This window comes from Haloferax sp. DFSO60, from assembly GCF_046557615.1.
Lineage (GTDB): Archaea > Halobacteriota > Halobacteria > Halobacteriales > Haloferacaceae > Haloferax.
This window is the reverse complement of sequence record NZ_JBKIII010000001.1, coordinates 1195037-1219452: the sequence shown is the minus strand read 5'-3', so window position 1 is coordinate 1219452 and position 24416 is coordinate 1195037. Positions and strand designations below refer to the sequence as shown.

Below are 24416 nucleotides of genomic sequence, written 5' to 3'. Positions count from 1 at the left end.
ATTACTCTTCTTCTTCCTCTTCTTCTTCTTCTTCCTCGGCTTCGTCGTCCTCGTCAGCATCTGCCTCGGTTTCTTCTTCAGCCGTTGCCGCGGCGTCTGCAAGCGCTCCCTTGAGCTTCGGCATCGTGTTCGTGAGTTCCCCGACGAGTTCGTGGGCCTCTTCGACCAGTTCGAGGAGTTCTTCGAGGTTCTCGATGGCTTCTTCGAGGTCTTCTGGGTCGTCGAAGGCGTCGGCACGAGAGCCGATGAGGTACCACTTTTTCGCCTGATGGATGTGTTCAGCAGCGTCATCGACGTCGAGCGAGGAGCGAAGTCCGTTGAGAACGCCGAGGACGTTTGCAGCGTCGGTCTCCCACACGTCGTCGGCGTCGGGAAGGACTGCTCGTGCCTCGTCGAGATGTTCCTCGACGTCGGCGCGCATCTCTGCTGCTGCTTCTCCGAACAGGGCGTCGTCACCGAGTGTCGCTTGACTCATGAAACAGTATTCAGCACGGAAGGGTTTAAAAACGAGCCCGAAAGTGAAAGTGAAATCGGGTGCCTCAGGTGTGGTCGCGGTCGGATTCTCACCGAATGTCGCCAACGTATCTGGCGTCACGAGTGTCACGTTCGGCGGATGTTTGAAGTGGGTCGATGAGCCCCGACGGGAAGAAGTGAACCGTAGAAAGCTTCTCAAGGGGAAGCCACTCGACTCCGACCTGTTTTGCGTCGAACTCGGTTGGTACTGCTGGTTCGTCGTCTACGAGTTCGCACCAGAAGAAGTGGTCAACACGATGGTTCTCGTCGTCTCCGTCTTCGTGATGATTCGACGGAACGAGGTCCCTGACGAACGCGAGCGACTCGACCCTCGCCTCGTAACCCGTCTCTTCGCTGACTTCGCGGCGAACGGTCTCGACGAGCGTCTCACCGGGGTGTTGTACACCGCCGGGTGTCAGATACCACTGTTCGTCTCCAGATTGGTAGCGACTCGTCAGGAGTCGGTTATCTTCGACAACGAGCCCACGAGCCGAAATTCGAGGGGTCATTCCTCTACGGACACGAGTTTCATCAACGGATAGCCGTCTTCCATCTCCATTCTCGTCTTGACTGTCACGTCTTCGTACTCGATTCGCATCTCGACTTCGATGAACCTGCCCGTCAGTTCGGTGTAGTCGGCCGCCGAGTCGGCGAGTTCGGCTTCGAGTACGTCGTCGAGGATTTCGACCGTGACCGCCTCGCAGTGGGGTTGGTTCTCGATGGACTCTTCCATCGCGCGTTCGAGACTCCGGGCGCTCTCCAGTGAGAGCGGTGTCCCGGCGAACTGGTGATAGAGCGAACCGAACTTGATGCCCGCTTCGAAGCAGGCGGTTTGCGGGTCCGTGACCATAGGGTGGAGTCTGTCGGCCAACAGTAAAGTTCGCCGGTCGCGGGCGCCCTCGGGCACGAACCGGTCCTTACTTATCTTCCCTAGTCGGACGTAGATTCGAATGGACCAGCCGGTTTTGTTGACGGGGGCTGGCGGGCGCGTCGGCCAGGCGATATTGAAACACATCGGCGACGCGTACGACTGGCGATTGTTGGACCGCGAGCCACTGTCTGAAGAGAAGATTCCCGACTCGGTAGACCCAACTGACGTGTTCGTTGCGGACATCACCGACGACGTTGCGGTGAAAAACGCCATGGAGGGCGTCTATGCGGTGATTCACCTCGCAGGCGACCCACGTCCTGAGGCACCGTGGGATAGCGTCTTGCGGAACAACATCGACGGCACGCAGAATATGTACGAGGCGGCCGTCGAAGCGGGCGTCAAGAAGTTCGCATTCGCGTCGTCGAACCACGCTGTCGGCGCGTACGAGACCGAAGACCGAACGCCCGATATGTACCGCCCGGAACACGAGTTCCGTCTCGATGGCTCGGAACTTCCGCGCCCGAGCAACCTCTACGGCGTGAGCAAGGCGACCGGTGAGACGCTCGGACGCTACTACCACGACCACTACGACATCTCGGTCGTGAACGTCCGCATCGGTAACCTCACTCAACACCACCCACCCAGAGAGTACGAACGCGGCCAAGCGATGTGGCTCTCGTACCGCGATTGCGCAGAGTTATTCAAGTGCTGTGTCGAGGCCGACTACGAGTTCGAAATCGTCTACGGTATCTCGGATAACGACCGCAAATACTACTCTATCGAGCGCGCACAGGAGATTCTCGACTACCAACCAATCGACAACTCCGCCGAGTACACCTTCGAAGGCGAACCCATCGACGAGGCCTAATCGAAGAGTCCAGTCACGTCGCTCTCGCGTTGGCGCTTGCGACGAACGTGTTCTTTCAATCGCTGATAGACGAGGTCACGGTGCGTCTCGTCGCGGACGAAATCGAAGACCATCGCCGTGAACTGTGTCTTGACTCCCGTAGAAATCTCGTCGCGGGCGTAGGTGACTGCATCTTCGACGATTGCGTCGTCGTATCCTGATAGTTCCTCGGCGAGCGTCTCGGCCGCGACGACGATTGCATCGAAATCGAGGTCGTCGTACGAAATTGCGACGCCACCGACGCGGAGCATTGCAATTCCATCTTCGACTGCGAGTTCGGGGTCGGATTCGAGGTGTTCCAGCGATTCTCGAACCTCGTCGAGGTTGATGCCGCGGTAGTCGTCGCCGAGCCCATCGAGATACTCCTGTGCGCTCGTTGCGAGCCCTGTCGCTCCAGAGGTATTCCCTGCGCGAGCGTGATGGACTGCGGCCGTGAACTGAATCAGCCCGTGCAGTAGGCGCTCGTCTTCGGAGTCTTTTGGGAGGGTTAGCCACTCACTTTCCCACGCACCGTGGGCCGCTCGGTGTGCCCCCGCGTTGTAGATTGCCGCGCCAGCACAGAGCGCATCGTCCATACAAAACAGTTCACCGCGGGCGAGTAAAGAGTCCGCGGAATGTCTGGCTAACCGGGCATATGGCGGGCATACTTATCCCTCTCGGAGTCATATGGTGTGTGATAGCACATGACTGCCCCCGCAACCCTCAATCGAGGTGTCGCCCCATGACCCAGTCACCAATCTGCATCGGGTGTGGTGACAACTACCTGTTCACCCGGACCTACAAGGGTAATTACTGCCCTGAGTGTCACGCCGATTGGGCTGGGGAACCCCGTTCAGCGGAGCGCCCACGCCCGCAGCGGACGCGGACGACGCCTTCGATTGTTCGGCGCGACGACGAGCGCCAATCTATGCCCGAACCACCGTTCGACGGCGAATAACCCGGACTTTTGCTTTTCTGTCGCTCAGTGTGAGCGGGTGCGCTGCTGGTAGTGTTTCGTTACTGTGGTTTCACGAGTCGTGAAACGAGAGACGAGAGCGTGTTCCTACGCAGAGCGGTAGTGTGTGCGTTGGCTGGTCCTGACGGAGATTTGAATTCAGTCGCTCCCTGCGGTCGCTCCCTATTCAAATCTCCTCTGAGAACGCATAACCGGAAAACAGATCGAGACACACAGAGGTGTCTCGGAGGTTAGTTTTCCGGAAATGTAGCGTCCTGACGGAGATTTGAACTCCGGTCCCTGGCTCCGCAAGCCAGGAGGATAGTCCACTACCCTATCAGGACTTGATTGCTGCATTACTCCGTACCCCGCGGTTACTTAAGACGGTTACGATGTGGACTGCCAGTGAACCGCGGGACCACGTCACGGGGAAGCGACCAAACCCACGTAGCAACCGTTCGACGCAAGGACTTTTTTCGGTCGCTTCGTAGCCTTCTCCAGTGAAACGACGCGCCCTGCTCGTCGCGGTCGGTGCCAGCGTCTCGCTTGCGGGGTGTGCGAGTGAGCCTTCCCCTGAAACTGAGACGCCGACAGCAACGACGACGACATCGACGCCGACGGAGACACCCAGCGAGCCGATGCTCACCGAGGCGAGTCTGACGCCCGAAGAAGTGGACCAGTGCAACGCACGGGAGACCACGGTCGTCTTCAGCGAGTCGAAAATCGACGTTATCGGGTGTGTCGTCGGTCGAAGTGGATGCTCTGGTCTCCGACTGGCGAGTGCCCGCTACGATGCCGAGGAAGATTCGACGCGCCTCGTCGTCGAAGCCATCGAGAATCGCGACGAGGGCGAAGTGTGTACGCAAGCACTCACATCGCTCGGCTACCGGGTGGCGCTCACCTACCAGCACGGTGTCCCCGGTGAGATTGTCGTCGTCCACGACGATGCCAACGGGCGGCAGACCGTCGTTCGGGCGACGCCGACAGATCAATCCAACTGACCGCTCCGTTTTCGGGCGAAGGTTCATCTTCCATGCCGCGCCCAATCGCGCTATGTCGTCTGATTCGAGTGGTCGCCGAACCACGAGGAAAACAATGCTTAAGCGCCGCCCTTCCCTGTTCGTGGATAGTATGAATGCGACGTGTGGTCTGCGATGGGGTACGGTTGTAAAACGGGGAGGTGACGCTCGATGAGCGTCATTCGCGAGGTGTACGACGACCTCGACACCGATGTTCCGTTCGAGGAGTTCGAAGCTGCAGTAAAAGACAAAGTCGAACAGATGGGGGGCCTTGCCGACGAAGAGACAGCGGCGATGCTCATCGCCCACGAACTCCGCGACGAGGAAGTCAACGGGATCGCCGACATCGAACCCGGCATGGAGGACGTGAAGTTCCTCGCAAAAGTCGTCAGCATCGGCGACATCCGAACCTTCGAGCGTGACGGCGAGGACGAAGACGGCATGGTCGTCAACATCGAGGTCGCCGACGAGACGGGCCGCATCCGCGTCTCCTTGTGGGACGAGATGGCCGCCGGTGCCGAAGAGAACCTCGAAGTCGGAACCGTTCTTCGGATTGCAGGCCGACCAAAAGAGGGCTTCAACGGCGTCGAAGTCAGCGCCAGCAAGGTCGAAGAAGACATCGAAGCAGAGGTCGACGTGCAGGTACTCGACACCTACCGTGTCGAGGACCTCGCACTCGGTCTCTCCGACGTGAACCTCAAAGGGAAGATTCTCGACACGGGCACGATTCGAACGTTCGACCGTGACGACGGTTCCGAAGGCCGCGTCTCGAACCTCTCGCTCGGTGATGCGACAGGTCGCGTACGCGTGACACTGTGGGACGAGCGCGCCGACCTCTCCGAAGAACTCGACGTGGGCCAGTCGGTCGAAGTCGTCGATGGATACGTCCGCGAACGCGATGGCTCGCTCGAACTCCACGTCGGCTCTCGCGGTGCGGTCGAAGTCATCGACGAGTCCATCGAGTACGTTCCCGAGACGACCGATATCGGCGCGCTCGAAATCGGGCAGACGGCCGATATCGCTGGCGGCGTCATCGAATCCGACAGCAAGCGTACCTTCGACCGCGACGATGGTTCGCAGGGACAGGTTCGCAATATCCGAGTGAAAGACGAAACGGGCGACATCCGCGTCGCGATGTGGGGCGACCAGGCCGACAGCGACGTCGACCTCGCCGACTACGTCGTCATCACCGACGTCCAAATCAAGGATGGCTGGCAGGACGACTTGGAAGCCTCTGCTGGCTGGCGCTCGACTATCACCGTGATGGACGACGCACCCGACACCGCAGTCACCGAAGAAGCCGAGGCAAAGGCGAAGGCTACCTCGGTGAATAATGAAGGGCTTGGCGCGTTCTCCGACGGCGACAAACCAAGTAGCTCTGACTCCGGTTCCTCCGACGATTCGTCCACCGAGACGGGCGAAGCAGTCGAGTTCACCGGCACTGTCGTACAGGCAGGAAACCCGGTCATCCTCGACGACGGCACGCAGACGAAGACCGTCGAAACCGACGCCGAACTCGGACTCGGCGACGAGGTGACCGTTGAGGGTACGGAAACCGACGGTCGTATCTCCGCGGATTCGGTCGAAGTCCACACGGGCGCGCGTCGGTAATAATCCCTCCAAAGCGGCGTTTCTGATAAAATCCCTGACGAATCAGTACGGAAAGGATTATACCCCGCACACTCCCGATATGTGGGTATGAGTGTCGAGCTACCGTTCGCCCCGGTAGACGAAATTATTCGGCAAAACGCTGGTTCCCTCAGAGTGAGTGCAGGGGCCGCAGAAGCGCTCGCTCACCGGATTCAGGTCCACGGTTCGGACCTAGCAATCGACGCCGCGGAGCGAGCGACGGCGGACGGGAGAAAGACGCTGATGGCCGAGGACTTCGGCGTCCAACAAATCGTCGAGCGCGACGAACTCGAACTTCCTATCGCACCAATTGACCGTATCGCTCGGCTCAATATCGATGACCAATACCGTGTCTCAATGGACGCTCGCATCGCGCTCGCAGATATCCTCGAAGATTACGCCCACAACGTGGCGGGCGCGGCGGTAAAACTCGCCCACCACGCCGACCGCCGGACCGTACAGGCAGAAGATATCGAGACGTACTTTTCACTCTTCGAATAATGCAATTTGGGTACAGCGAAACGTGTCTTGAACACGATACTGGGCCGCGTCACCCCGAAACCGCCGACCGGCTTCGGGCGATTCGACGCGGATTGGCAAAACGCCACGGCGTCGAGTACGTCTCGGCCGTCTCCGCAGACAAAGCGACGGTGACCGCCGTCCACGACGACGCCTACGTGGACGAGTTCGAAATGTTCTGCGAAGACGGTGGTGGCAACTGGGACCCCGACACGGTCGCCGTCGAGGCGTCGTGGGATGCCGCGCTCGCCTCTGCCGGACTCTCGGTGTGGGCCGCACAGTCTGCCCTCGACGGAGCGAGTGGCCGCGAAACGCCGTTCGCACTCGGCCGTCCACCGGGACACCACGCCGTCCACGACGACGCGATGGGATTTTGCTTCTTCAACAACGCGGCCGTCGCGGCACAGGCCGTCATCGACGCCGGTGACGCCGAGCGCGTCGCCATCTTCGACTGGGACGTTCACCACGGTAACGGCACACAGGACATCTTCTACGACCGCGACGACGTGTTCTACGCCTCGACTCACGAAGACGGTCTCTACCCCGGCACGGGCCACGTGGACGAAACCGGGGCTGACGGCGCTGAAGGAACGACGTTGAACGTGCCGCTCCCTGCGGGTGCGGGCGACGCCGATTACGTCTATTCGTTCGAGGAGACCATCGCCCCCGCTGTCGAGCGCTTCGACCCCGACTTGTTCATCGTGAGCGCAGGCTTCGACGCCCACCGATACGACCCAATCTCTCGAATGCGCGTCTCGACCGAGGGCTACGCGATGCTCACCGAGTGTGTCCAAACGGTGGGCGAGAACACCGAAGCCGACCTCGCGTTCGTCCTCGAAGGTGGCTACGGTCTCGATACGCTCTCAGAAGGAATTGCAATCGTTCACGAGACGTTCGACGGGCGTGTCGTGATGGACCCCGACGAAGAGCCGACCGACAAAACCAAAGAACTCGTTGCAGAGATTCGCGAGACTCACGGCCTCGGGTCGAAGTAACACCCGAATTCTCCGCTAAACTCGTCTGCGAGGGAGGCAACCGACTCACCCAAGAGTACCTCGTAGGCTCCTTCTCGCAGTATCGTCTCGATGTGTGCGCCGAGTGCGACGTCGAAGAGCGCCTCGCTCGAAAGGAAGTCCTCGGCAGACGCGAACTCTCGTTCTCGCTCGACGACGAACCGGTCACCATCGAGGAACGGCCCGTACGCATCGTCGTCGTCCGCGTAGGCGTCAAAAAAGCCTTCTGCGTGCTGTTTGACGTGGACTGGTGGACCGGTGTGGCGCTCGACGGCGGGGCGTTCTGCGACCGCCAACTCGAAGAACAGGACTGCCCGGTGGTCTGCGAACGTCGCCTTTCGGAACACGTCGAAGTCGCGTCGGTCGAGTTCGGCGGCGACGCCTTCGAGCGACTTGCGGAGTTGCGGATACAGTTGGTCTTCGACGAGGTCGGGAGCATCGAAGACGATTGCCGCAGGTGTCGTCTTTCGTCGAGTGAGGTGGCTCCTGACGCCCGCAGCATCGAGTGGGTCGGGGTCGGCACGGAAGAAGAGCGACTCCCGAGGATTCTCGAGGATGTCTCGCGCGTAGTGTTGGAGTCGGGCGACGTTCTCGGCCGAACAGACCGCCGCGACGTTTCGTTCGGGGTCGGTCGGGTCGATGACGATGAGAGGGTCAGAGAAGCTTCGAGTCCCGTGGTCTTCCGGGTCGAATGAGACCGGAGGTGTCCAGTCGGTGGCGGCGCGGAGCAGCGATTCGAACCCACCGTATTCGAGAATCAGTAACTCCGAGAGGTAACCCGAAAAGCCCTCAGTGCGGAGGTTGCTCCCGTACGCGCCAATGCCTTTCAAGAAACGCTTGAACACGCGCACGTCGGCCGCCAGGTCGTCGTCGAGATGCGAGACGAGGTAGGCGTTGTGGAAGGGCGTCCGGTCCACCGCAGAGCGAATGTCGGGCGCTGTGGGCACGTCGTAACAAGGGACCAAATCCACGTCGAATCCTTCGTAGTTGCCCTTGACGTACGGGTGTTCGGCGTACTCCTCGTGGCCGTCGGGGAGGACGGCGTGGCCGACTTCGAGGCCGTAGGTTTCCAGTTCCTCGCGCGAGAGGTCGCCGGGGAAGCGAACGAAGAGGTCGATGTCGCGGTCGCCCGACAGCCACGTGCCTCGAGCGGTACTCCCGACTTGGAGTACGTCGGCATCGACGGGAAGCTCTGCGAGGGCGTCGTGGACGCGAGATTCGAGTTCGCTCGCCGCGTCCGAGAGCGCCCGACGCTCCGCCTCGTCGGGGTCGATTCGCTCGCGGACCGCCGCGATAACCCTATCGAGGTCCGAGTCAGTCATTACTCACGCTTCCGCACCAGACGGCGAAAGCGTGACGGTGCGCCCATGAGTTCGAGAGACGGTGGCATCTCTCAGCCGTCGGGCGAAAACGAAAGCCCTATGAACAAACGTCGAATACGATGGAGTGCAGAAAGCCGCCGTAGCTCAGTTGGTAGAGCACCTCGCTGTTATGGAATTCAGTTCCGGCTGGTTCCGCAGATACGAGGTGGTCCCAGGTTCGAGTCCTGGCGGCGGCGCTTCTCACTCCTTTCACTCCTTTCGAGCCACTGTTTTGTCGCTCGATAGTTGTTCGAGAATGGCATCGAGCGCGTAGTCTTCGTGCCAGTTGATTCCGACCCGTTGATTGTTTGCGGGTGGTTCGTGTCTGAGTTGCATCTTCCCCGACGCGGCATCGTCAATATGGACCAGATAGGTCTGCTCGAGTGCTGGACTGTACACCGCGAAATAATCGATTGTGTCCTCGTAATCTGACCGTTCGTAGCTGTTTGCACGAGAGCGTGTACTCACCGTTTCGAAGGTCACCGTCCCCTCGTTCGAGTCGTTCCCCGTCTTGACCTGTAATCGAAAGAAATTGCCGTCCAATTGGATGACGAGATGTAGGGTTCGTTGTCGTACTCGGGAACGAGTACAGGAATTCCGCGACGGAGAAACGCGGCTTTGACGATTGCTTCTGCGGCCTGCCCACGGAGGTGTGTCTCCCCCAACTGCTCGAAGTAGAACGCATCGTCGTGCATGAAATACTGTCTCGCTGCACCAACCTAGGTGTTTCCGCGGAGAAGCGAAATCCACTTCAGTATGTCTCCAAAGTATTCGATGTAAGCCGCCGTAGCTCAGTTGGTAGAGCACCTCGCTGTTAAGGAATCTCAGTTTCGGCTGGTTCTGCAGTCACGAGGTGGTCCCAGGTTCGAGTCCTGGCGGCGGCGCTTCTCTCTGAACTTGATTGGAGAGCATCAGGTGTACTCGCTCGACTCTGTTTGCTAAGACATAAGAATACGCCGAGAAAACCAACAGAGTGCGGGCCCCTAGCTCAGTCTGGTCAGAGCGCTCGGCTCATAACCGGGTGGTCATGGGTTCGAACCCCATGGGGCCCATACAAAATTAAGGCGTTCTTATGCCGAACTAAATCCCCCCGTAGGAACTCCTACGCGTCCGAATTCGGCAGATTACGAAAATCGAGAGAAGCCGAAATTTTGTGAGTTCATACGAGCATCTTACGCGCCTCGGCTACGGCCGTCGATTGAAATAGCCGAGCTGGGAGGTGCGCGGTAGATGGCTGCGGTTCGTCGAGAATCCAGCCTGTGGCGACATATCCGGTATCACTGCCGGAGCTGCAACGCTTCGTGCCTCGTCGACCACGCCGAGCGCGCGGCCAAGATGCGCGAGTGCCGAGACTGCGCGCGCATCCCCGCGATCGAGGACGAGATTCGAGACCTTCGTCTCACCTCGCTCCTGTGGGCACACCAATTCGTTTCAGAAACCACCGCAAGGACCGGAACAGCGGAGAGCGGGTCCCAGTCCGCTCGGAGCGGCCGGAAGCAGGGGCTTGCCCCTGACCCGGAAGCCGGTCCGCAAGAGGCCGACGGCCGTCGGCCGAAAACGAGCGGCGGTGCGGTGCAGTCCTCGCTTGGTGACTTCTTGCTTGCTGACGGAGGCGTGAGTGAGCAGTGATGGCGTCACCTCACCCGGCGCGCTCGACGCTCCGGGGGGGAGTGGTGACTCTCGGCCTTCCAAGGAGACTAACTCTGTAGAGGCCTCTACCGGGCAATCTGACTTCACGGACCCGCTGGAGGAGAAAGTCCACGAGCGCGTGCTCGAGTTCATCGAGGAATACCCCGAATTGGCCAACACTCCACTGTGCGAAACCCACGGTCGGAAACTTCGGCGCATCGTCACCGAAGCAGAGTACCGGGACGAATGGGTCGAACCGCAGGAGCCAACAGAGAACGCGTTCATGGTCACGGAGTTAGCGAAGCGAGAAGCCGCGACGTGGGCCGATGCACTGAGCGCGTTTCTCACCGCCCACACTCGGTATGACGGCTTAATGGCCCGTTTCGGTAACGACGAAGGGGACGAATTCGAGATTCCACTGACTGACGCTTGGGGCGAGGAATACTCGAAGAAACAGTACGCGCGGGCGCTAGCCCTCCAGCGACAGATGGCCGGAGGCGAACGTCCGAGTGGCGGCGAAGCAGTAGCGGCTTGGGGTTCACCCGCGACCGCGATGCTTACTCTAACGGCTTCCTCGATTCCGAACGGTTCGCGCCTTCCACCAGTTGAACATCTCGACGCCGTGCACGATTCATTTTCATACGACGGAGTGCGCGATACACTCCGGAATACGATGGAGTATCACCTGAGCCTCGACTCCGACGAGTGGGGATACTGGCTCCAAGCAGAACCGCATGGAATGCCGAAAGGCGAAGATGGCTCTCGCGGCGGGATGAACGCTTGTTACACTCACCTCCACGTCGGCGTGTACTTCGACCTCGACCCGCTGGGAGAACTGGCGAACGACTTGCACCAGGTGGGCACCGAGTTCGAGCGCGTCATCGACAAGCACCTCGAAGTCTGCGAATACGCAGGCCGGTCCGCGCACAACTATGAGAAAATAGACGACTACGAGGAAGACTCGAACGGGTGCATTTCGCTGAATGCCAGCGTCGAAAACATGGGTTCGTACCTCGCGGCGTACATGGGTGGCTACACTGAATCCCTGCTGGACAAGCCGGTCGAATACCTCGCGTGGGGTTCGATTTACTGGTCTGCTGCTCGACGCCGAACGTCTCGCTCGAAGGTACTCACCGAAGCTATTGCTGCGGATGCGTGCGAACAACGGGCTGAATCGCCCGAAGCGAACCAGACTGACGCGCACGGCGAATCAGTCATCTGGGACGATGGCCGCGGCCCGGACGTTGTCTGCGAATGCTGCAATTCGGGTTGGGCAATCGACCAATCACGTCTCGAAGAACCAGTATCGGACGACGATCTGCTCGACGCGCTCGACGGAGAGGATACCGAAGACAGCGGTGAGCTAACGCTTGCTGAACGCTGGCCAAGCGTGGATGCTGGCGTCAGAATAGGCGAATCGACTACTCGAACTCGTATCCGCAAACGTGTCGAAACCGAGCTGAAGTACAGCGACGAAGAGCTATCTGTCGAACAAGTGCTCGGCAGAAACATCACCGAGATACCGATTGAACTGACTGATTTCGTCAAATCAGTCATGAACGGCGAGGACAAGCCCTACGAATCGTTCCGTCGTGCATCGCTCGAATCAGAATGGCGTCTGGAGGCGATTATCGACAGAGATGGAGAGGAACACCTGCCCAGCGGCGGCGGTGTCGATATGGTCTCACTGAAGATGCCGTTCAAGCGTATCCTCGACGAGACGAGATTGCAGCACGACCTCGAAAAAGGTGAGATGTGGAGGTGTTCGAAGTGCAACTTCGCCACCCACAACGAGAAAATCATGGCTCGTCACTTCGTCAATATCGGTTTAGAAGAACCGGAAGCAGCTGACCACGTGCTGCACGTTGAGGATTACTATGACCAGGACCGTGAGTGTATGCGCCACCCGCTTAATTAATAGCAAAAACCAATTACAAACTTCTCCGCCCAAACCTGCTGCTTGCTGGGATGCCCTCTTCGATCGCCGCTCCCAACAATAAGAAAATCATTGAAATTCGTACATCTACTAACATTGCTGCACCGCCCAATATAGACGATAAGAATCCGAAAAATCCGACCCACCCGGCTCGTTCTGCAATCGTCACAATACTAAATCCTAAATTCAGTAAAGAAGCTAGCAGCACAACTTCACTTGCGAAGCTAGCTGTCTCTGGTCCGAAAATAGGTGTGTATTTGACTAACTCTGAGATCACTTCTACTTCCGGACTTACTCCTATCACAAATGCAAGTCCCCATGCTGCACCGCTGGCAAAAAATACTCTATCCGAATTTTTCCCTTTGAATTCATTCGATAGCTGGTATATTAAAAGCCATAGAACGTATGCGATGATACTAGCGGTGATATATCCAATTGCTTTACCACTGTTAATTTCCATAGAAAAAACAAATTCACCTGATACAAATATCTTCCTGCCATACTGCTTGCTGGTGTAATTCTACTCCGTAGTATAATATTTACCGCCCGAAATGGTCACTCAGTACCCACTCGGATAGAACTGCACGTGTCTTTCTCTCGGGCGGCAACTGGGGGATGCTGCAAGAATGAGGGTCCCTCAGACCAGTGGCCGAGGTCCTTTGGAAGGCCTCGAAGAGGCATCTTCCTCATATCTCCGTACACTATCACAAGAAGCCCCCGGGCCAACTTTCTTGTCACATCAAACTGCTCTAACTACATTTGTTAATTGGCTGCGGAAGACTTCTGGCCCGAAGTCTGTCTCAAGCATGAACCAGATAGCTGAATTTGTCAATTTTCTCCTCTCTGAGAAAGATCAAACGATGAACACAGTTTGTGGGCATCTCTACTCTCTGACTAATTTCCTTGCTTACTTCACAAAGAGTAGTCCAGACGCGCTCCGGTTTCAAATTTCCATTTCCCTGAGAGAAAACTCTTCATTGGCCGTTCATTCCGTCGGCACAAAATTTGCTCCACAGTTCTCTGATTTATCCAGCTCAAGTCCTGATCTTCATTGTTCAGCTGAAGCTATCGTCACCTACCTCCAAGATAGAGAGTTTGGGACCAGAACACACGCGTTTGTTGAGTTATTGTGCAACACTAGGAGTCGTCCAGGGCAGCTCATTCAGCTTGATCGCTCAGACGTCAATTTGGAGAATAAAAAGCTCTCAGTTGGCATTTCCAATAACTACCTTGTCAGTTCAGTTGGCTTGCTCAACCAACGAACTGCAGAACTCTCTCATAGTACCTCCACTGCCCTTAGGACGTATATCGAACACGAGCGTAAGGCGGTGACTGGTTCGGAATCTAATCCACTATTCACGACCTCTCACGGTCGAATTAGCGCATCAACCCTTCGTCGTTCATTCAAACTAGCCAGTGAAGCAGCTAGCGATTACTCGAAATTCCAAAACAAGCTGAAAAGTGGACATCACCCTGCACAGGTTTCTGAGATAACGTTCCAGACACTCACCCCCACTGATGTTTGGCACTATGCAATTTCATCAACTCTCGATTCTGAATGAACAGGCAACTGGAACGGATATTGGCTCGGATTGACGACCCTGTGGCTATTAGAGAGATTCTCGAGCTCACGCAAGACAATGATCAATCTAATGGCTCACGACCTGCACGAACGAACCAAGAATCTCTAGCAACACTCTACGAACGGTTCCTGTCTCGCCGGCAAGACCGCAGCCCATCGACACGCGCTCAATATAAGCGAACGATTTTGGATTTCATTGAGTTCGCAGAATCGAATGAAGTCGCCGAACCGTCGGAACTCTCCATTCATCTCTTGGACAGTTACGTTGACTCACTCCAAGAGCGGTACAATTCCGACGCGACGATTCTCACGTACACGAAGAACGTACGCGGTTGGCTTCGGTGGCTCACCAAGCGAGGATACTGCGATGAGTCACTCTACCGAATTCTGGATAAGGATGACCTTGGACTCTCTCCCAAAGCTCGTGATGAAGCCCTGTCTACCCATGAGGCAGAATTAATTCTTGAGCAGCTCCGAAACCAACGGCGAGGAACGCTAAAGCAGGCACTGGTTGAACTCCTCTGGAATGCAGGTCTGCGAATCGGTGGAGCGCGTTCACTCGACATTCAGGATTTCGTCCCGGAAGAGAACGAAATTAGATTACGCCACCGCCCGACGACAGGCACTCGTCTCAAGAACGGAAGTGAAACGAAGGACCACGTTGGGAATGGTGAGCGGAATGTCGCAATCAAGGAGCGTGTGGTCAACGCGATTGAGCTCTACATTGAACTTGAACGACCGGACGTGACTGATGAGTTCGGTCGCTCGCCACTGTTCGCTACGTCGCAAGGTCGAGCCGCTCGATCCACACTCCGTCGGAGAGTGTACGAAGCCACGAGTTGCCGCTGGAATCAGAGTCTCGACGGTTCTGTGAGTTGTGATGGTGAGTGTAATACCCGTTCGGAAGTCTGCCCAGTTTCGTTCTACCCGCACGCAATTCGCCGCGGTGCGATTGTACACCACCTGAGTAGAGGACTGAGACCAGACATCGCGAGTGAGCGGTTCGATGTGTCTGTTTCAACGATCCGAAGGCACTACGACCCGCGTACCGAGCAGAAACGGAAACAAGACCGGTCTGAGTATGTACGGTCCTGTTGGTAGAAATTTAGGAGGCGAACTTCGGTGGCTATATTGAAGATTCCCATAACGTTTGTGTAGTCATACACGGTAGTCCTAGTCAATGATATTTTCACCATCCAAGGATGTGGATATCGCTAATCTCGTAACATTCTATGAGGGACTCCACAACGACTATGAGTTCTATAAATACCGGACTCGGCTCGGCAGAACCGATAAAGAGAGATTCGATGAGATTGTCTCGACCATACTCCAGATGGGAGAATTAACTTTCACGGACGAGTTCTCACACTTTGTAATTCATCAAAAGAATGCTTCCTGGGTAGGGCAGGGGCTTAGAGAGTTTCAGAAGCAACTGTTCAACCAATCTGAACGATATGAGAATACGCCCGACGGTTTTGTCGTTGATTGTTACAAGAATGAAACTGCATTTTTCATAGGTATGCTCTCAACTGAAGATTATTTGGTTCTGCTTGCGGACCCTTGGGCTCGAAAAAATGGCCTTAGAGAATTCGAAATAAGATTAGTTTTAGATGGGTTACCACTCAATGACAATAGAATATTAAGTTTGCTTGATGCAATTGAACTACAATTTGGAACTGGAGAACGGTGGTCTCCTGAGCGACGGAGGTTGTCTAAACACGCAGTATCCAACATAAGTGTTGACGTGAGCAAGTATATCGCCGATGACCATGGTTGGGTTGAAAAAGTCATTTGTAAAAATCCACTCCATGATGAAGACGAGTTTGTTGCGAGACTCATGTCCACAGGAAGTAACATAGTGACAGGACAGAAATATATTATTGCATCGCCACATCAGATGGGAGATTCCCAGCCAAACCGAGTATCAATCAATAATATTGTCTTGACAGACTTCTCCGGAATTGCACGATTCGGTGCTCGAAATCTAACAGTTTCAGTCCAAGAAATAAACTAGACTCTTGGGGGCTCAGTTGGTATCTCGGCCTTATCCAGTCCTAAATCTTGATATATTTTCAAGTCACCTGAGGATTCCAACTCCACTAATGCTGAATCCAATTTTTTTGCCAGGTCTCGCCGCGAAACTTGCTCGTATACGACATGATATTCATCCCCAACCAAATCCTGTATACTAATTGCAGTACTATAGAAGTCAACAATTGCAGCTACTTCCTCCTCTGACAGCAAACCAAGTTCATCTGATGAAGATCGGTAAATGTAGTCAACTACGAAGCTTCGTGGATCAATTGGATCCATTGTTATTACATCATGCTCTTTGTCTATTGCTCTAACAACCGGTTTCATACTACTCATTTCTGCATAGAGGGCCTGTCGTAAGTTCACCCTCCGCCTATCTTGTTTCCTCAGATACAACCAGTAGTTTCCTGCAACACCAACAAACGCAGCAACTAGGAGAATTATATTTCCAAGTGCAGTACTTTGTAGAGATTCTACCAACACCTCAAACATCCACATTGCTATCATATTTACTGATAGTAAGTTCAATTTTCCGACCGGCCGTGCGATGTTTAAACACCTTCAGACAACGGCTGATTCATCTCAAATGTTGTCTCTGAAGCAGTACCCCAGCGTCTCAAAGAAGTTGTAAGCCAATTAGTCGAGACAGAGGTTTGGAGTTGGTTCTCAGATGAAGATGTCTTCACAGTCAATAATCAGCCAGAGCGATTCGTCTCGGCGAAACCGGCCTAATAGCAGTTACACTATCCCTGCGTCGATTGTTTTCACTGCGTCAATTTTCTCGTACTTCTAGGACAAACTGTTAACATATGATGGATGATAGTGAATGACAGATGCCTTATCTCGATCCCCTTGTCGACAATTCTGAGCGGACTCTTGAGGACACGTTCAAGGAGGTCATCACCGACAGCGAAGAGGTTCGCGTCGCGACGGGGTACTTCTACCTCTCTGGATTCGATCTTGTAAAAGACGATTTGAACAAGTTACTCGATCCGGACGACCTTGAGAAAGCTCCGATGCGGATTCTCATGGGTCGGCAGACCGACGCTCGTACTGCAAATGAAATCGAGGAAGGCCAGAGCTTGCATGAGCAGTTCAGGAGCCAGCTCAAATCTGACCTGGCTGACCTCAACAATGCACAGATTGAGCGACTCGATAGACTTCGAGATTTCATTGAGCAAGGATTAGTTGACGTTCGAATTCGTAATCCAGAGAACGGATACTTTCATGCAAAAGGAGCGTCCTTTCGAACGGCCACCGACGACGCTTCAAAGAGAAACGGGGAAACTGACAGACGCGATGCCGCAGTCATTGTCGGGTCGTCAAATTTCACACAGACAGGACACCGGCACAACATCGAACTAAATCTCACGAGTTCTGACCCACAGAAAGTCGAGGCCTTCGAAGAGTGGTACGACAACCAGTGGGCTATCTCTGAGGAATTCTCTCGGGAAATCGTCGACGTCATCGAAAACAGCAGCAAGTACCAAGACTGGAAAGAAGACCAAGAAGAAGGCAAAGAAGGTGACAAGGTAGACTTCGGCACGTACATCGAACCCTTCGAACTCTACAAGGTTCTCTCGTATGACGCGATTGGAGGGAACGTGAGCGCTCGCGACTCGCCCTTGTACTACTTCCAGACCATCGGATACGAAAGTGCGTGGGAGAAGCTCGCGCAGTACAACGGCTGTATCATCTCCGACTCAGTCGGCCTTGGGAAGTCGTTCATCGGGAGCGAACTGCTCTTCGACTACCGACAACAGGGAAAACGCTGTCTACTCATCGTTCCTGCAAACCTGACCGACCAGTGGGAAGACCTCCTTCAAGATGCGACCGACGAAGATGGTGACCCATACTTCGGACTCGAAGTTGACGGGACTCACCTCGATGTCACGAGTATCAGCAAGTTCCAGAACATGAGCCACGACGAGGTTCTCGACCTCCGTGAGCAGTACGACGTCCTCCTCATCGACGAAGCCCACCGCTTCCGTAACTACGGGAAGTGGCGTCCCAAGCCCTCTGACGATGACGATTACAAGGGAACGAGGCGGCACGCTAACCTTCGACTCCTTCGAGACAAGACGATGATTCTCCTGACGGCAACGCCACTGAACAACAGTGCGACCGATTTGAAGAATCTCATCGGACTGTTCACGGATAAAAACGAGATTCGAAACAAGGCAAACCTCGACTTCACAGCGTTCGACCGGTACATCGACATCGCAGAACAGCGGAAGCGAGTTGCCGCCGGGAAGGAAGAGATGTCTCAAGAAGAAGTAGAGGGGCTGACTGAACAGCTTCAGAATGAGTCCGGAGAGATCTCGAAGATTCTGAACGAGGTGATGGTCCTTCGGACTCGGAAGCACGTCAAAGAAACGCTCCTGAAGAAGGACGATGACTTGGAGATGAGTTTCAAGCCTCCGAAGATTCAGAAGGAGGAGTACACGCTTCCCCCGGCCTATCGCCCAGTCTACGATTCACTCCCCGAAGTGATGGATGCGCTTCACCTGCCGCACATCACCATCAAAAACCCGCAGGCTGGCAGTACGCTGAAGGCACTCTACAAACTGAACCTGCTCAAGCGCCTCGAATCGTCGACGTTCGCGTTCGTCCAAAGTATCGAGACGCTCTACGAGAGTGAACAGAGTCTGCTTGCAGTTCTCAACTCCCTCCCTGATGAGGAGAACATCGACACTCTACGGACGATTCAGGACGGCGGCGCGGCGGTCACGCTTGACGACTACGTCCAAGATGGTGAGGCCGCAGAGGACCTCGTACAGACGCTCGAAGAATTTGGGTTTGACGCAGATTCACTCCGGTCTGGAGACGGTGACTCCAGTGACGAACTCGCAGACTTGACCGTTGCCGAAGTGAAGGCGCGTGTCTACGAGGACCTTGCACTCCTTTCGTACTTCCTTCAGCTGTTCATCGCTGACGTTGCGAAGGACGCAGACCACCTCAACGACCACTCTGTCCACGTTCGCCAGTGGCTCGGGAAGAACCACGTCGGATTCATCCCCGACGTCCCCGAGGACGAAGCCGACCCGCTGCTCTTCCCGAGTCAGGACCTCTCGGAGGTAACCAAAGAGACCAGAGACTTCTACGATGCAATCTTCCGACTCCGAGACTTCCGTGACCCGAAGATAGACCGACTGAACGGTGTCCTCGCGGGGTACGACAACAAAGTCCTTGTGTTCACGCAGTACCGCGCGACTGCCGACTACGTCTACCGGACGCTTCTCGAAGATCCCCGATCACCACTCACTGAGCAGAACAGCACTGTCATCAAAGGCGGAGACGACGACAAGCAAGAGAAGATTCGTCGCTTCGCCCCCGACGCCTACGGCTATCGTGAAACACTCGACCGGACTGGCGATGGAGAGTTGCAGTACGTCGTCGCCACCGACACCCTCAGTGAGGGTGTGAACCTGCAGGACGTCCACACTGTTATCAACTACGACCTTCCGTGGAACCCGATGCGCATCGTCCAGCGCGTCGGTCGCATCGACCGGATCGGGAGTACCGCCGACAAGTTCGTCCACAACTTCTACCCCGACGGCGACATCGAGGCGGCCATCAAGCTCCTCAAACGCCTCCAAGCGAAGATTAACGACATCGCGCTCATCGTCGGCAAAGAGAACAACATCCTCGACCCGAACGAAGACGAGATTCTGGAGAAGGCTGGTGTCAAGACACAGAAGACGATTGGTGAACTCGAACTCGATGAAATCGAAGACACGCTCCGACGCTCTCGCGAGGTTGACGACTACAACGATCTCGATGACACGTCGAAAAACCCCCTCCTACGGAGTGCGGGCAGCGACGAGGACGAAGCGTTCGAGCGCCTGATGCTCAAACAGGAGTTGAACGACGACTATGGTCTCGGTGAAGAGGACTTCGAGTACGCAGAGGAATACTTCGAGACACCACCCGAAGAGCGCGACCTGCTGTACACAAACATCGTCGATTCCAAGAGTGGGCACGCACCGGGAGTCTTCGGACTCGCACACCTCTGGTTCGATGACGAGTCTGATGCACCACTTGGCCGGACCCGGAGGGCACTCTATTCAAAACAAACCGGGAAAGACGTAGACGAAATCAGTGCGATACAGTCACTAAATATCTCACCCGACACCGAGGGCCGAAAGCTGAACAACAGCGACAAGCGATTCCTCGAAGAACGCGACGCTATCGAGGAAGTTGTCGAGAGTCGTATTGAGGAAGCAAAACAGGGAATCATCGGGACGAAGTTCGAGGAAGGAGACGACTATTCAGTCGAGCAGGAGAAGATCATCTCCTACCTGCGGCACCTTAAGCGAAACTCGTCTGGTGAGTTGGCAACACCAGTCGATGGGCACAGGAAGATTTCGGAGGTTGTACCAATCGTCTTGGAGCGCATCAAGGAAGTCAAACTGAAGAATACCGACGAGGACCGCATCCTCCGCAAAACATTCCGCAAGGAAGACAAGGGACTTGGACAGTGGGACCTTGACGAGTTCTTCGAGACGTTAGTAGAGTTCCTTGACGAGAATATCGAAGGTTCGACCGAGTACCAGTCGAAGTTGGCTGGGACTGGAGATGTGGATGCCCGAGTTCTCTGTTGGGGCGTATTGAATCGGTAATCGATTCGGAGGTTAACTGGTTTTCAGAAAAGTTGTGCTAAGTCCGCTTACGGATGCGGGCCGGTTTCAGCGAGTTCATCGAACTTCTCGAAGACGAGGTCGAAGTATTCCTCAGTCATCACGCGGGGATTGCTAACCCGATGGAAGTCTTCGAGGACGAACTCGGTGTCTCGTCGATCGAGTCCGTAGGCGTGGAACGCCGCAGCGTCAATCTCGGCTTGCAGTCGCATTCGTTCGTCTTCGTCGGTGGCCGGTGCGATACCTCCGAGGCGTTCGCGCATCTCGGCAAATACGTCCCCGTAGCAGTTGAGTCGAGCGGCGCGTTCAGAGATGTAGTGGAACCAATCGTCGCCGTCGGTGAGTCGGGGCATTTGAGACTCTTCGAATTTGTACTTGACAATGTGTGCGTCAACTTTCGTTCGCAACAGGAAGTCGAACGGGATACTGTTGAGTAGGCCCAGTGCGACGAACAGTTCGTCATCAGAGAAGACACGACTGTAGGCGCTATGCATTGGGTATGTTCCGAGGTCATCCTTGTCTGGGTCTACCTTGAACGGTCTAACGGTGTGGAGTGTGTGGACTGCAACGGACTCTTTAGGTACAACCCCTGCGATGAGTGTTCTCTCGTCGGTTGCACGCGCAATTTCACGGAGAACGACTCGGTACTCAGTAGAGTCCAAGAGGACATCTTCGGGAGAGAGTTCTTGTCGGTCGAACTCTTCGGTGAGTAGGTCGTTGACGAAGCCCTTCTGTGATCGAGTATTCAGATGACTAAATTCAGCGTCGTTAGAGAACTTGTTGTAGATGGCTTTCTTGAGGCTGATGTCGTCATCTCGGGAACGGAAGTTCTTCCCACGGATTCGTGCTTTTGCGCTCTTCTCTTCAGAGACATCCTCGTCAACACTCCAAAGTGAGATGTCTCCCAGTCCTCGTACAAACTCACTATCGTAGGCGAATTGGAAGACGTTCTTCCCTTGGTAGACTGGGTAATCACCGTCTTCTTCATTCTCTACAAAGCGATCAGAGTCTTGGGCACGGTCGAGTTCACGATATAATGAGGCGTACCAAGTGTCCGCGATGTCTTCCCCAATGGAAGAGTGTTGGAGGACCTTTTTTAAGACATCTACCTCTGCCTCAGATTCGACGTTTGGGAAGATGCGTGCTTCAGGGGAGTAATCAATGAGAACCTCCTTCGGAATATCAATACTCTCCTTCTCAAGATTCAATAAGACGCCTGTGTCGGTCTGATTGAATGTGCCACGTACTGAATCAGTCTCTCCCGAATTTTTCAGGGTGAGAACACCGAAGCGGTACTGGAAGTGAATCTGGTCGAAAATCCCACGATTTTCGAATCCAATGAGGTGCTGAACATTAGAGTTCTCCAGCATATTGGTCCGAAGATCTTTGCCTGCCGCACCATTGAGAATCACTCCGGGAAGTATCTGTGCAACGTACCCATCTTCAGAGATGATGTCGAATACTCTCTCGAAGAAGAGCATCGAGAGGTCGTTTTCGTTGCCGACAGCCCGCCCATCAACCTCCGGGTTTTGGAGCTTGTACTGACCACCGTCGTTGAAATATTTGGCACGACGTTCCATCTCCTCTCGGTACTTTTCCCACCCCTCGGCAATGGATGAGTCTTCAAGCAACTCTTCCATCTTGGAATCCTTGTCCTCCGGCATCCGAGTTCGGAAGGTTTCATCGAATTTGGAGAAGTAATCGTCACGATTAGCGGTGAGAACATCCCATGGGGGGTTCCCGATAATCACGTCAAAGCCACCGTCTCGGTACACCGTTGCAAATTCGAGAACCCAATGGAATGGACTGTACGCCGCTAGTTCTTCAATAGAGACCTCATCAATACCCGCGTCTCTGAACTGTTTCAGGACCTTCTCGTTGAGCGTTTGGCTGTGAGTGTCGATTCGAGACTCTGCCAATTTCCGTGTGTTTGCCGCACCAGACCCAGTAGTCGCTTCTCTGTGTTTTTCGACGGCATCAATGATGTCCTCGTACAGGTCCTTCACACTGACACCAATGCCTTCTCCAAAGTTCGATAACGCGGCGTCACCCTGTTCCTCACGAGCGACTTCCATGATTTCAGTGAAGCCAATCAACGAGTTCCCCTGTCGAATGTTGAAGTCGATATTCGGCAGTGGCTCCACTTCCCTTGGATCGTTCTCGATGTCAGCGACCATCGACAACCACAGACGCAATTTACAAATCTCGACTGCGCCGTCATCGATGTCGACGCCGTAGAGGTTGTGGAGGATAATCTGCTTCTTCGCGTACAGGGTCACTGTCCCGTCGGTCGCGTCGATAGTGTCCAACTCGTCTTCGATTTGACCGGGGAGTTCCCACGGTCGGTCGTCACGAAGGGCTTGGAAATACTCCAAGCACTGAAGATATACGTCGAGGAGGACCTCCTGTGCGGCCAAGAGGAATGCCCCACTGCCGACTGCAGGGTCGAGAACGCGGAGTTTCTTCAGCGCGTCGAAGTAGAGGGTTTGGACGTGGTCTTGGTTCACGGCATCGAGGTCCACCGTTTGGGCAACGCCGCCGTCTGCCGCAATGGGCGAATCACTCTGACTAGCCGAAGCCACGTCGAGTGAGAAGATGTCGTCGATGGCGTCGTAGTCAGTCTCGTGTTCTTCGTTCACCCGGTCGATGAGCCACGGGTGGACAGTCCGACGAGACATGAAGCCCGTAATCTCTTCGGGCGTGTAGTACGCGCCCATCTCTTTCTGGTTGACCGTCTGTTCGAAGATGTGCCCCAAGATGGCGGGCGAGAGGTTCTTCGGGTCCACGATGTCGAGCCGCTCGTCAACGTTCCAGTTCCAGTCCGAGAGGAAGTCGAGAATCTTCCCGAAGAGTTCTGCCGTCTGTTCGGGTGAGTCACCGAGGCGAGCGTTTTCGAACTCCTCCTCGATGGGGTTCTTGCTGAACAGACCACCGTTGAGGTACGGAAGCACGCCGAAGTCATCGTCTTTCTTCCCTTCTGCGAGAATCTCGAAGAACAGCGGTTCGTAGAACTCTTCGTACACGTCTCCCTTCGCGGCGAACTCTTCGTGCTTCTCGTGGAGGTATTCAGGCTCGTAGTCGAGCAGACCTTTCTCTTGGATGAAGTAGAGGAAGATCATCCGGTCGAGCGTGACCTGCACGTAGCGCTGTTTGGCGTCGCCACGGTCGTCGTCGATGCCTGCAACCTCTTGGACGAGTTCGGTTCGGAGTTCTTCGAAGTCCTCGTAGAACGCCTTGACAACCTGCTTCGTGTCGTAGAGAGAATCAAAAATCGTCTCAGGTTTGTTGAACTCGATAGCGTTGAGCTTCTGGAGGATGGTGTTCTTCTCCCCGCGTGCGCTCGTCATCTGTTCCTTCGTGAACGAGAGCTGTTGGTACTTCGTCCGCCCGTGAGCGTCCCACGTTCGAATCCGGGTGATGAACGTGAACTCCTCGAAGTCGTCGGTCGCAACGAGTCCAGTGTGCGTGTTGACGTTCGTCCGCGACTTGAACGACGCTGCAGTCTCGCCCGGTGGGGCGTGAATCAGCACCATGAACTCGTCGTCGTCAGTAAGCCGAAGGACGAGTTCGTGGTCCTCGCCGAGGCTTGGCTCGGGTTTGAGTCCGCGTTTCTTCAGCGATTCAGCGACGTCATCGAGAGAATCCCACGTCGCAATATCATCAGAATTTATTTGCTGAAGTGACATAATCGGCAGTCACAATGATGGGTCAAAAAGTCACCGACGGAGAGAAAGTGGATGAGTGAATAGGACCAAACTGAGGACCCCTGTATTATTTTACTGAACTACTTTACAGTACAATTAGATGAATTTTCGAAGTGTACTGAAAC

22 protein-coding genes and 4 tRNA genes are annotated in these 24416 nt (G+C 55.2%); 15 read left to right on the top strand and 11 right to left on the bottom strand.

Translation table 11 applies throughout. The annotated features are described in order from the left end of the window. Position 1: 1 nt before the first annotated feature. The 3 genes from ACK509_RS06445 to ACK509_RS06435 form a co-directional block, all read right to left on the bottom strand. Positions 2-475 (bottom strand): DUF5790 family protein, encoded by a 474-nt coding sequence (locus ACK509_RS06445; protein ID WP_410765668.1) that lies wholly within the window; start codon positions 473-475, stop codon positions 2-4. A gap of 88 nt (positions 476-563) precedes the next feature. After that, a complete protein-coding gene (locus tag ACK509_RS06440; protein WP_410765667.1) occupies positions 564-1022 on the bottom strand; it encodes an NUDIX domain-containing protein in 459 nt (152 codons plus the stop codon). After that, complete coding sequence (locus ACK509_RS06435; protein WP_410765666.1) at positions 1019-1363, bottom strand: dihydroneopterin aldolase family protein; 345 nt, start codon at positions 1361-1363, stop codon at positions 1019-1021. Before ACK509_RS06435 ends, ACK509_RS06440 begins: the two co-directional genes overlap by 4 nt. 100 nt (positions 1364-1463) lie before the next feature. On the opposite strand from ACK509_RS06435, the gene azf reads away from it, so the two are divergent. Next, on the top strand, positions 1464-2252 hold the full coding sequence (gene azf / locus ACK509_RS06430) for an NAD-dependent glucose-6-phosphate dehydrogenase (RefSeq protein WP_410765665.1): 789 nt from the start codon (positions 1464-1466) through the stop codon (positions 2250-2252). On the opposite strand, the gene ACK509_RS06425 is transcribed toward azf, so the two are convergent. Then, on the bottom strand, positions 2249-2866 hold the full coding sequence (locus tag ACK509_RS06425) for a DUF309 domain-containing protein (RefSeq protein WP_410765664.1): 618 nt from the start codon (positions 2864-2866) through the stop codon (positions 2249-2251). The genes azf and ACK509_RS06425 overlap by 4 nt on opposite strands. Positions 2867-3012: 146 nt before the next feature. Between ACK509_RS06425 and ACK509_RS06420 the strand changes: the two genes are divergently transcribed. After that, positions 3013-3228, top strand: coding sequence for a hypothetical protein (locus ACK509_RS06420; protein ID WP_410765663.1), 216 nt, complete (start codon positions 3013-3015; stop codon positions 3226-3228). Between the two features lie 268 nt (positions 3229-3496). Here the strand turns inward: ACK509_RS06420 and ACK509_RS06415 are convergent. Next, positions 3497-3569 (bottom strand) — tRNA-Arg (locus tag ACK509_RS06415). A gap of 156 nt (positions 3570-3725) precedes the next feature. On the opposite strand from ACK509_RS06415, the gene ACK509_RS06410 reads away from it, so the two are divergent. From ACK509_RS06410 to ACK509_RS06395, 4 genes are all read left to right on the top strand, one after another. Beyond that, positions 3726-4226, top strand: coding sequence for a hypothetical protein (locus ACK509_RS06410; protein ID WP_410765662.1), 501 nt, complete (start codon positions 3726-3728; stop codon positions 4224-4226). Positions 4227-4415: 189 nt separating this feature from the next. Then, a complete protein-coding gene (locus ACK509_RS06405; protein ID WP_410765661.1) occupies positions 4416-5855 on the top strand; it encodes a single-stranded DNA binding protein in 1440 nt (479 codons plus the stop codon). Positions 5856-5942: 87 nt separating this feature from the next. Then, entirely contained in the window at positions 5943-6374 is a 432-nt protein-coding gene (locus tag ACK509_RS06400) for a histone (RefSeq protein WP_410765660.1), read from the top strand. After that, positions 6374-7387 carry a histone deacetylase family protein gene (locus ACK509_RS06395; protein ID WP_410765659.1) on the top strand — a complete coding sequence of 338 codons (1014 nt, stop codon included), beginning with the start codon at positions 6374-6376 and terminating at the stop codon, positions 7385-7387. The genes ACK509_RS06400 and ACK509_RS06395 overlap by 1 nt, the downstream gene beginning before the upstream one ends. Here the strand turns inward: ACK509_RS06395 and cca are convergent. Next, complete coding sequence (cca, locus tag ACK509_RS06390) at positions 7366-8727, bottom strand: CCA tRNA nucleotidyltransferase (protein WP_410765658.1); 1362 nt, start codon at positions 8725-8727, stop codon at positions 7366-7368. The genes ACK509_RS06395 and cca overlap by 22 nt on opposite strands. A 133-nt stretch (positions 8728-8860) precedes the next feature. Between cca and ACK509_RS06385 the strand changes: the two genes are divergently transcribed. Continuing rightward, positions 8861-8963 (top strand) — tRNA-Asn (locus tag ACK509_RS06385). 13 nt (positions 8964-8976) lie between these two features. Here the strand turns inward: ACK509_RS06385 and ACK509_RS06380 are convergent. Together ACK509_RS06380 and ACK509_RS06375 are read right to left on the bottom strand one after the other, a co-directional pair. After that, on the bottom strand, positions 8977-9309 hold the full coding sequence (locus ACK509_RS06380) for a group I intron-associated PD-(D/E)XK endonuclease (RefSeq protein ID WP_410765657.1): 333 nt from the start codon (positions 9307-9309) through the stop codon (positions 8977-8979). After that, positions 9246-9461, bottom strand: coding sequence for a hypothetical protein (locus ACK509_RS06375; protein ID WP_410765656.1), 216 nt, complete (start codon positions 9459-9461; stop codon positions 9246-9248). Before ACK509_RS06375 ends, ACK509_RS06380 begins: the two co-directional genes overlap by 64 nt. 85 nt (positions 9462-9546) lie before the next feature. On the opposite strand from ACK509_RS06375, the gene ACK509_RS06370 reads away from it, so the two are divergent. From ACK509_RS06370 to ACK509_RS06355, 4 genes are all read left to right on the top strand, one after another. Beyond that, a tRNA-Asn gene (locus ACK509_RS06370) sits at positions 9547-9650 on the top strand. Positions 9651-9743: 93 nt separating this feature from the next. After that, positions 9744-9818 (top strand) — tRNA-Ile (locus tag ACK509_RS06365). Between the two features lie 178 nt (positions 9819-9996). Beyond that, positions 9997-10395 carry a hypothetical protein gene (locus tag ACK509_RS06360; protein WP_410765655.1) on the top strand — a complete coding sequence of 133 codons (399 nt, stop codon included), beginning with the start codon at positions 9997-9999 and terminating at the stop codon, positions 10393-10395. Next, positions 10385-12313, top strand: a complete 1929-nt coding sequence (locus ACK509_RS06355; protein ID WP_410765654.1) for a hypothetical protein — start codon at positions 10385-10387, stop codon at positions 12311-12313. The genes ACK509_RS06360 and ACK509_RS06355 overlap by 11 nt, the downstream gene beginning before the upstream one ends. A 13-nt stretch (positions 12314-12326) precedes the next feature. On the opposite strand, the gene ACK509_RS06350 is transcribed toward ACK509_RS06355, so the two are convergent. Continuing rightward, complete coding sequence (locus ACK509_RS06350; RefSeq protein WP_410765653.1) at positions 12327-12791, bottom strand: hypothetical protein; 465 nt, start codon at positions 12789-12791, stop codon at positions 12327-12329. Between the two features lie 166 nt (positions 12792-12957). Between ACK509_RS06350 and ACK509_RS06345 the strand changes: the two genes are divergently transcribed. The 3 genes from ACK509_RS06345 (at position 12958) to ACK509_RS06335 (ending at position 15927) form a co-directional block, all read left to right on the top strand. Further along, positions 12958-13893, top strand: coding sequence for a tyrosine-type recombinase/integrase (locus ACK509_RS06345; protein WP_410765652.1), 936 nt, complete (start codon positions 12958-12960; stop codon positions 13891-13893). Next, entirely contained in the window at positions 13890-15014 is a 1125-nt protein-coding gene (locus ACK509_RS06340; RefSeq protein WP_410765651.1) for a tyrosine-type recombinase/integrase, read from the top strand. Before ACK509_RS06345 ends, ACK509_RS06340 begins: the two co-directional genes overlap by 4 nt. Positions 15015-15093: 79 nt before the next feature. Continuing rightward, positions 15094-15927 (top strand): hypothetical protein, encoded by an 834-nt coding sequence (locus ACK509_RS06335; RefSeq protein WP_410765650.1) that lies wholly within the window; start codon positions 15094-15096, stop codon positions 15925-15927. Here the strand turns inward: ACK509_RS06335 and ACK509_RS06330 are convergent. Then, a complete protein-coding gene (locus tag ACK509_RS06330; protein WP_410765649.1) occupies positions 15924-16475 on the bottom strand; it encodes a hypothetical protein in 552 nt (183 codons plus the stop codon). The genes ACK509_RS06335 and ACK509_RS06330 overlap by 4 nt on opposite strands. A gap of 305 nt (positions 16476-16780) precedes the next feature. Here ACK509_RS06330 and ACK509_RS06325 point away from each other — a divergent pair, with 305 nt between their 5' ends. After that, positions 16781-20569, top strand: coding sequence for a helicase-related protein (locus ACK509_RS06325; protein ID WP_410765648.1), 3789 nt, complete (start codon positions 16781-16783; stop codon positions 20567-20569). Positions 20570-20616: 47 nt separating this feature from the next. Here ACK509_RS06325 and ACK509_RS06320 read toward each other — a convergent pair whose 3' ends face one another. Next, the gene (locus ACK509_RS06320; protein ID WP_410765647.1) at positions 20617-24273 is read right to left on the bottom strand and encodes an Eco57I restriction-modification methylase domain-containing protein; all 3657 of its coding nucleotides are present in this window, start codon (positions 24271-24273) and stop codon (positions 20617-20619) included. Between the last annotated feature and the right edge of the window lie 143 nt (positions 24274-24416).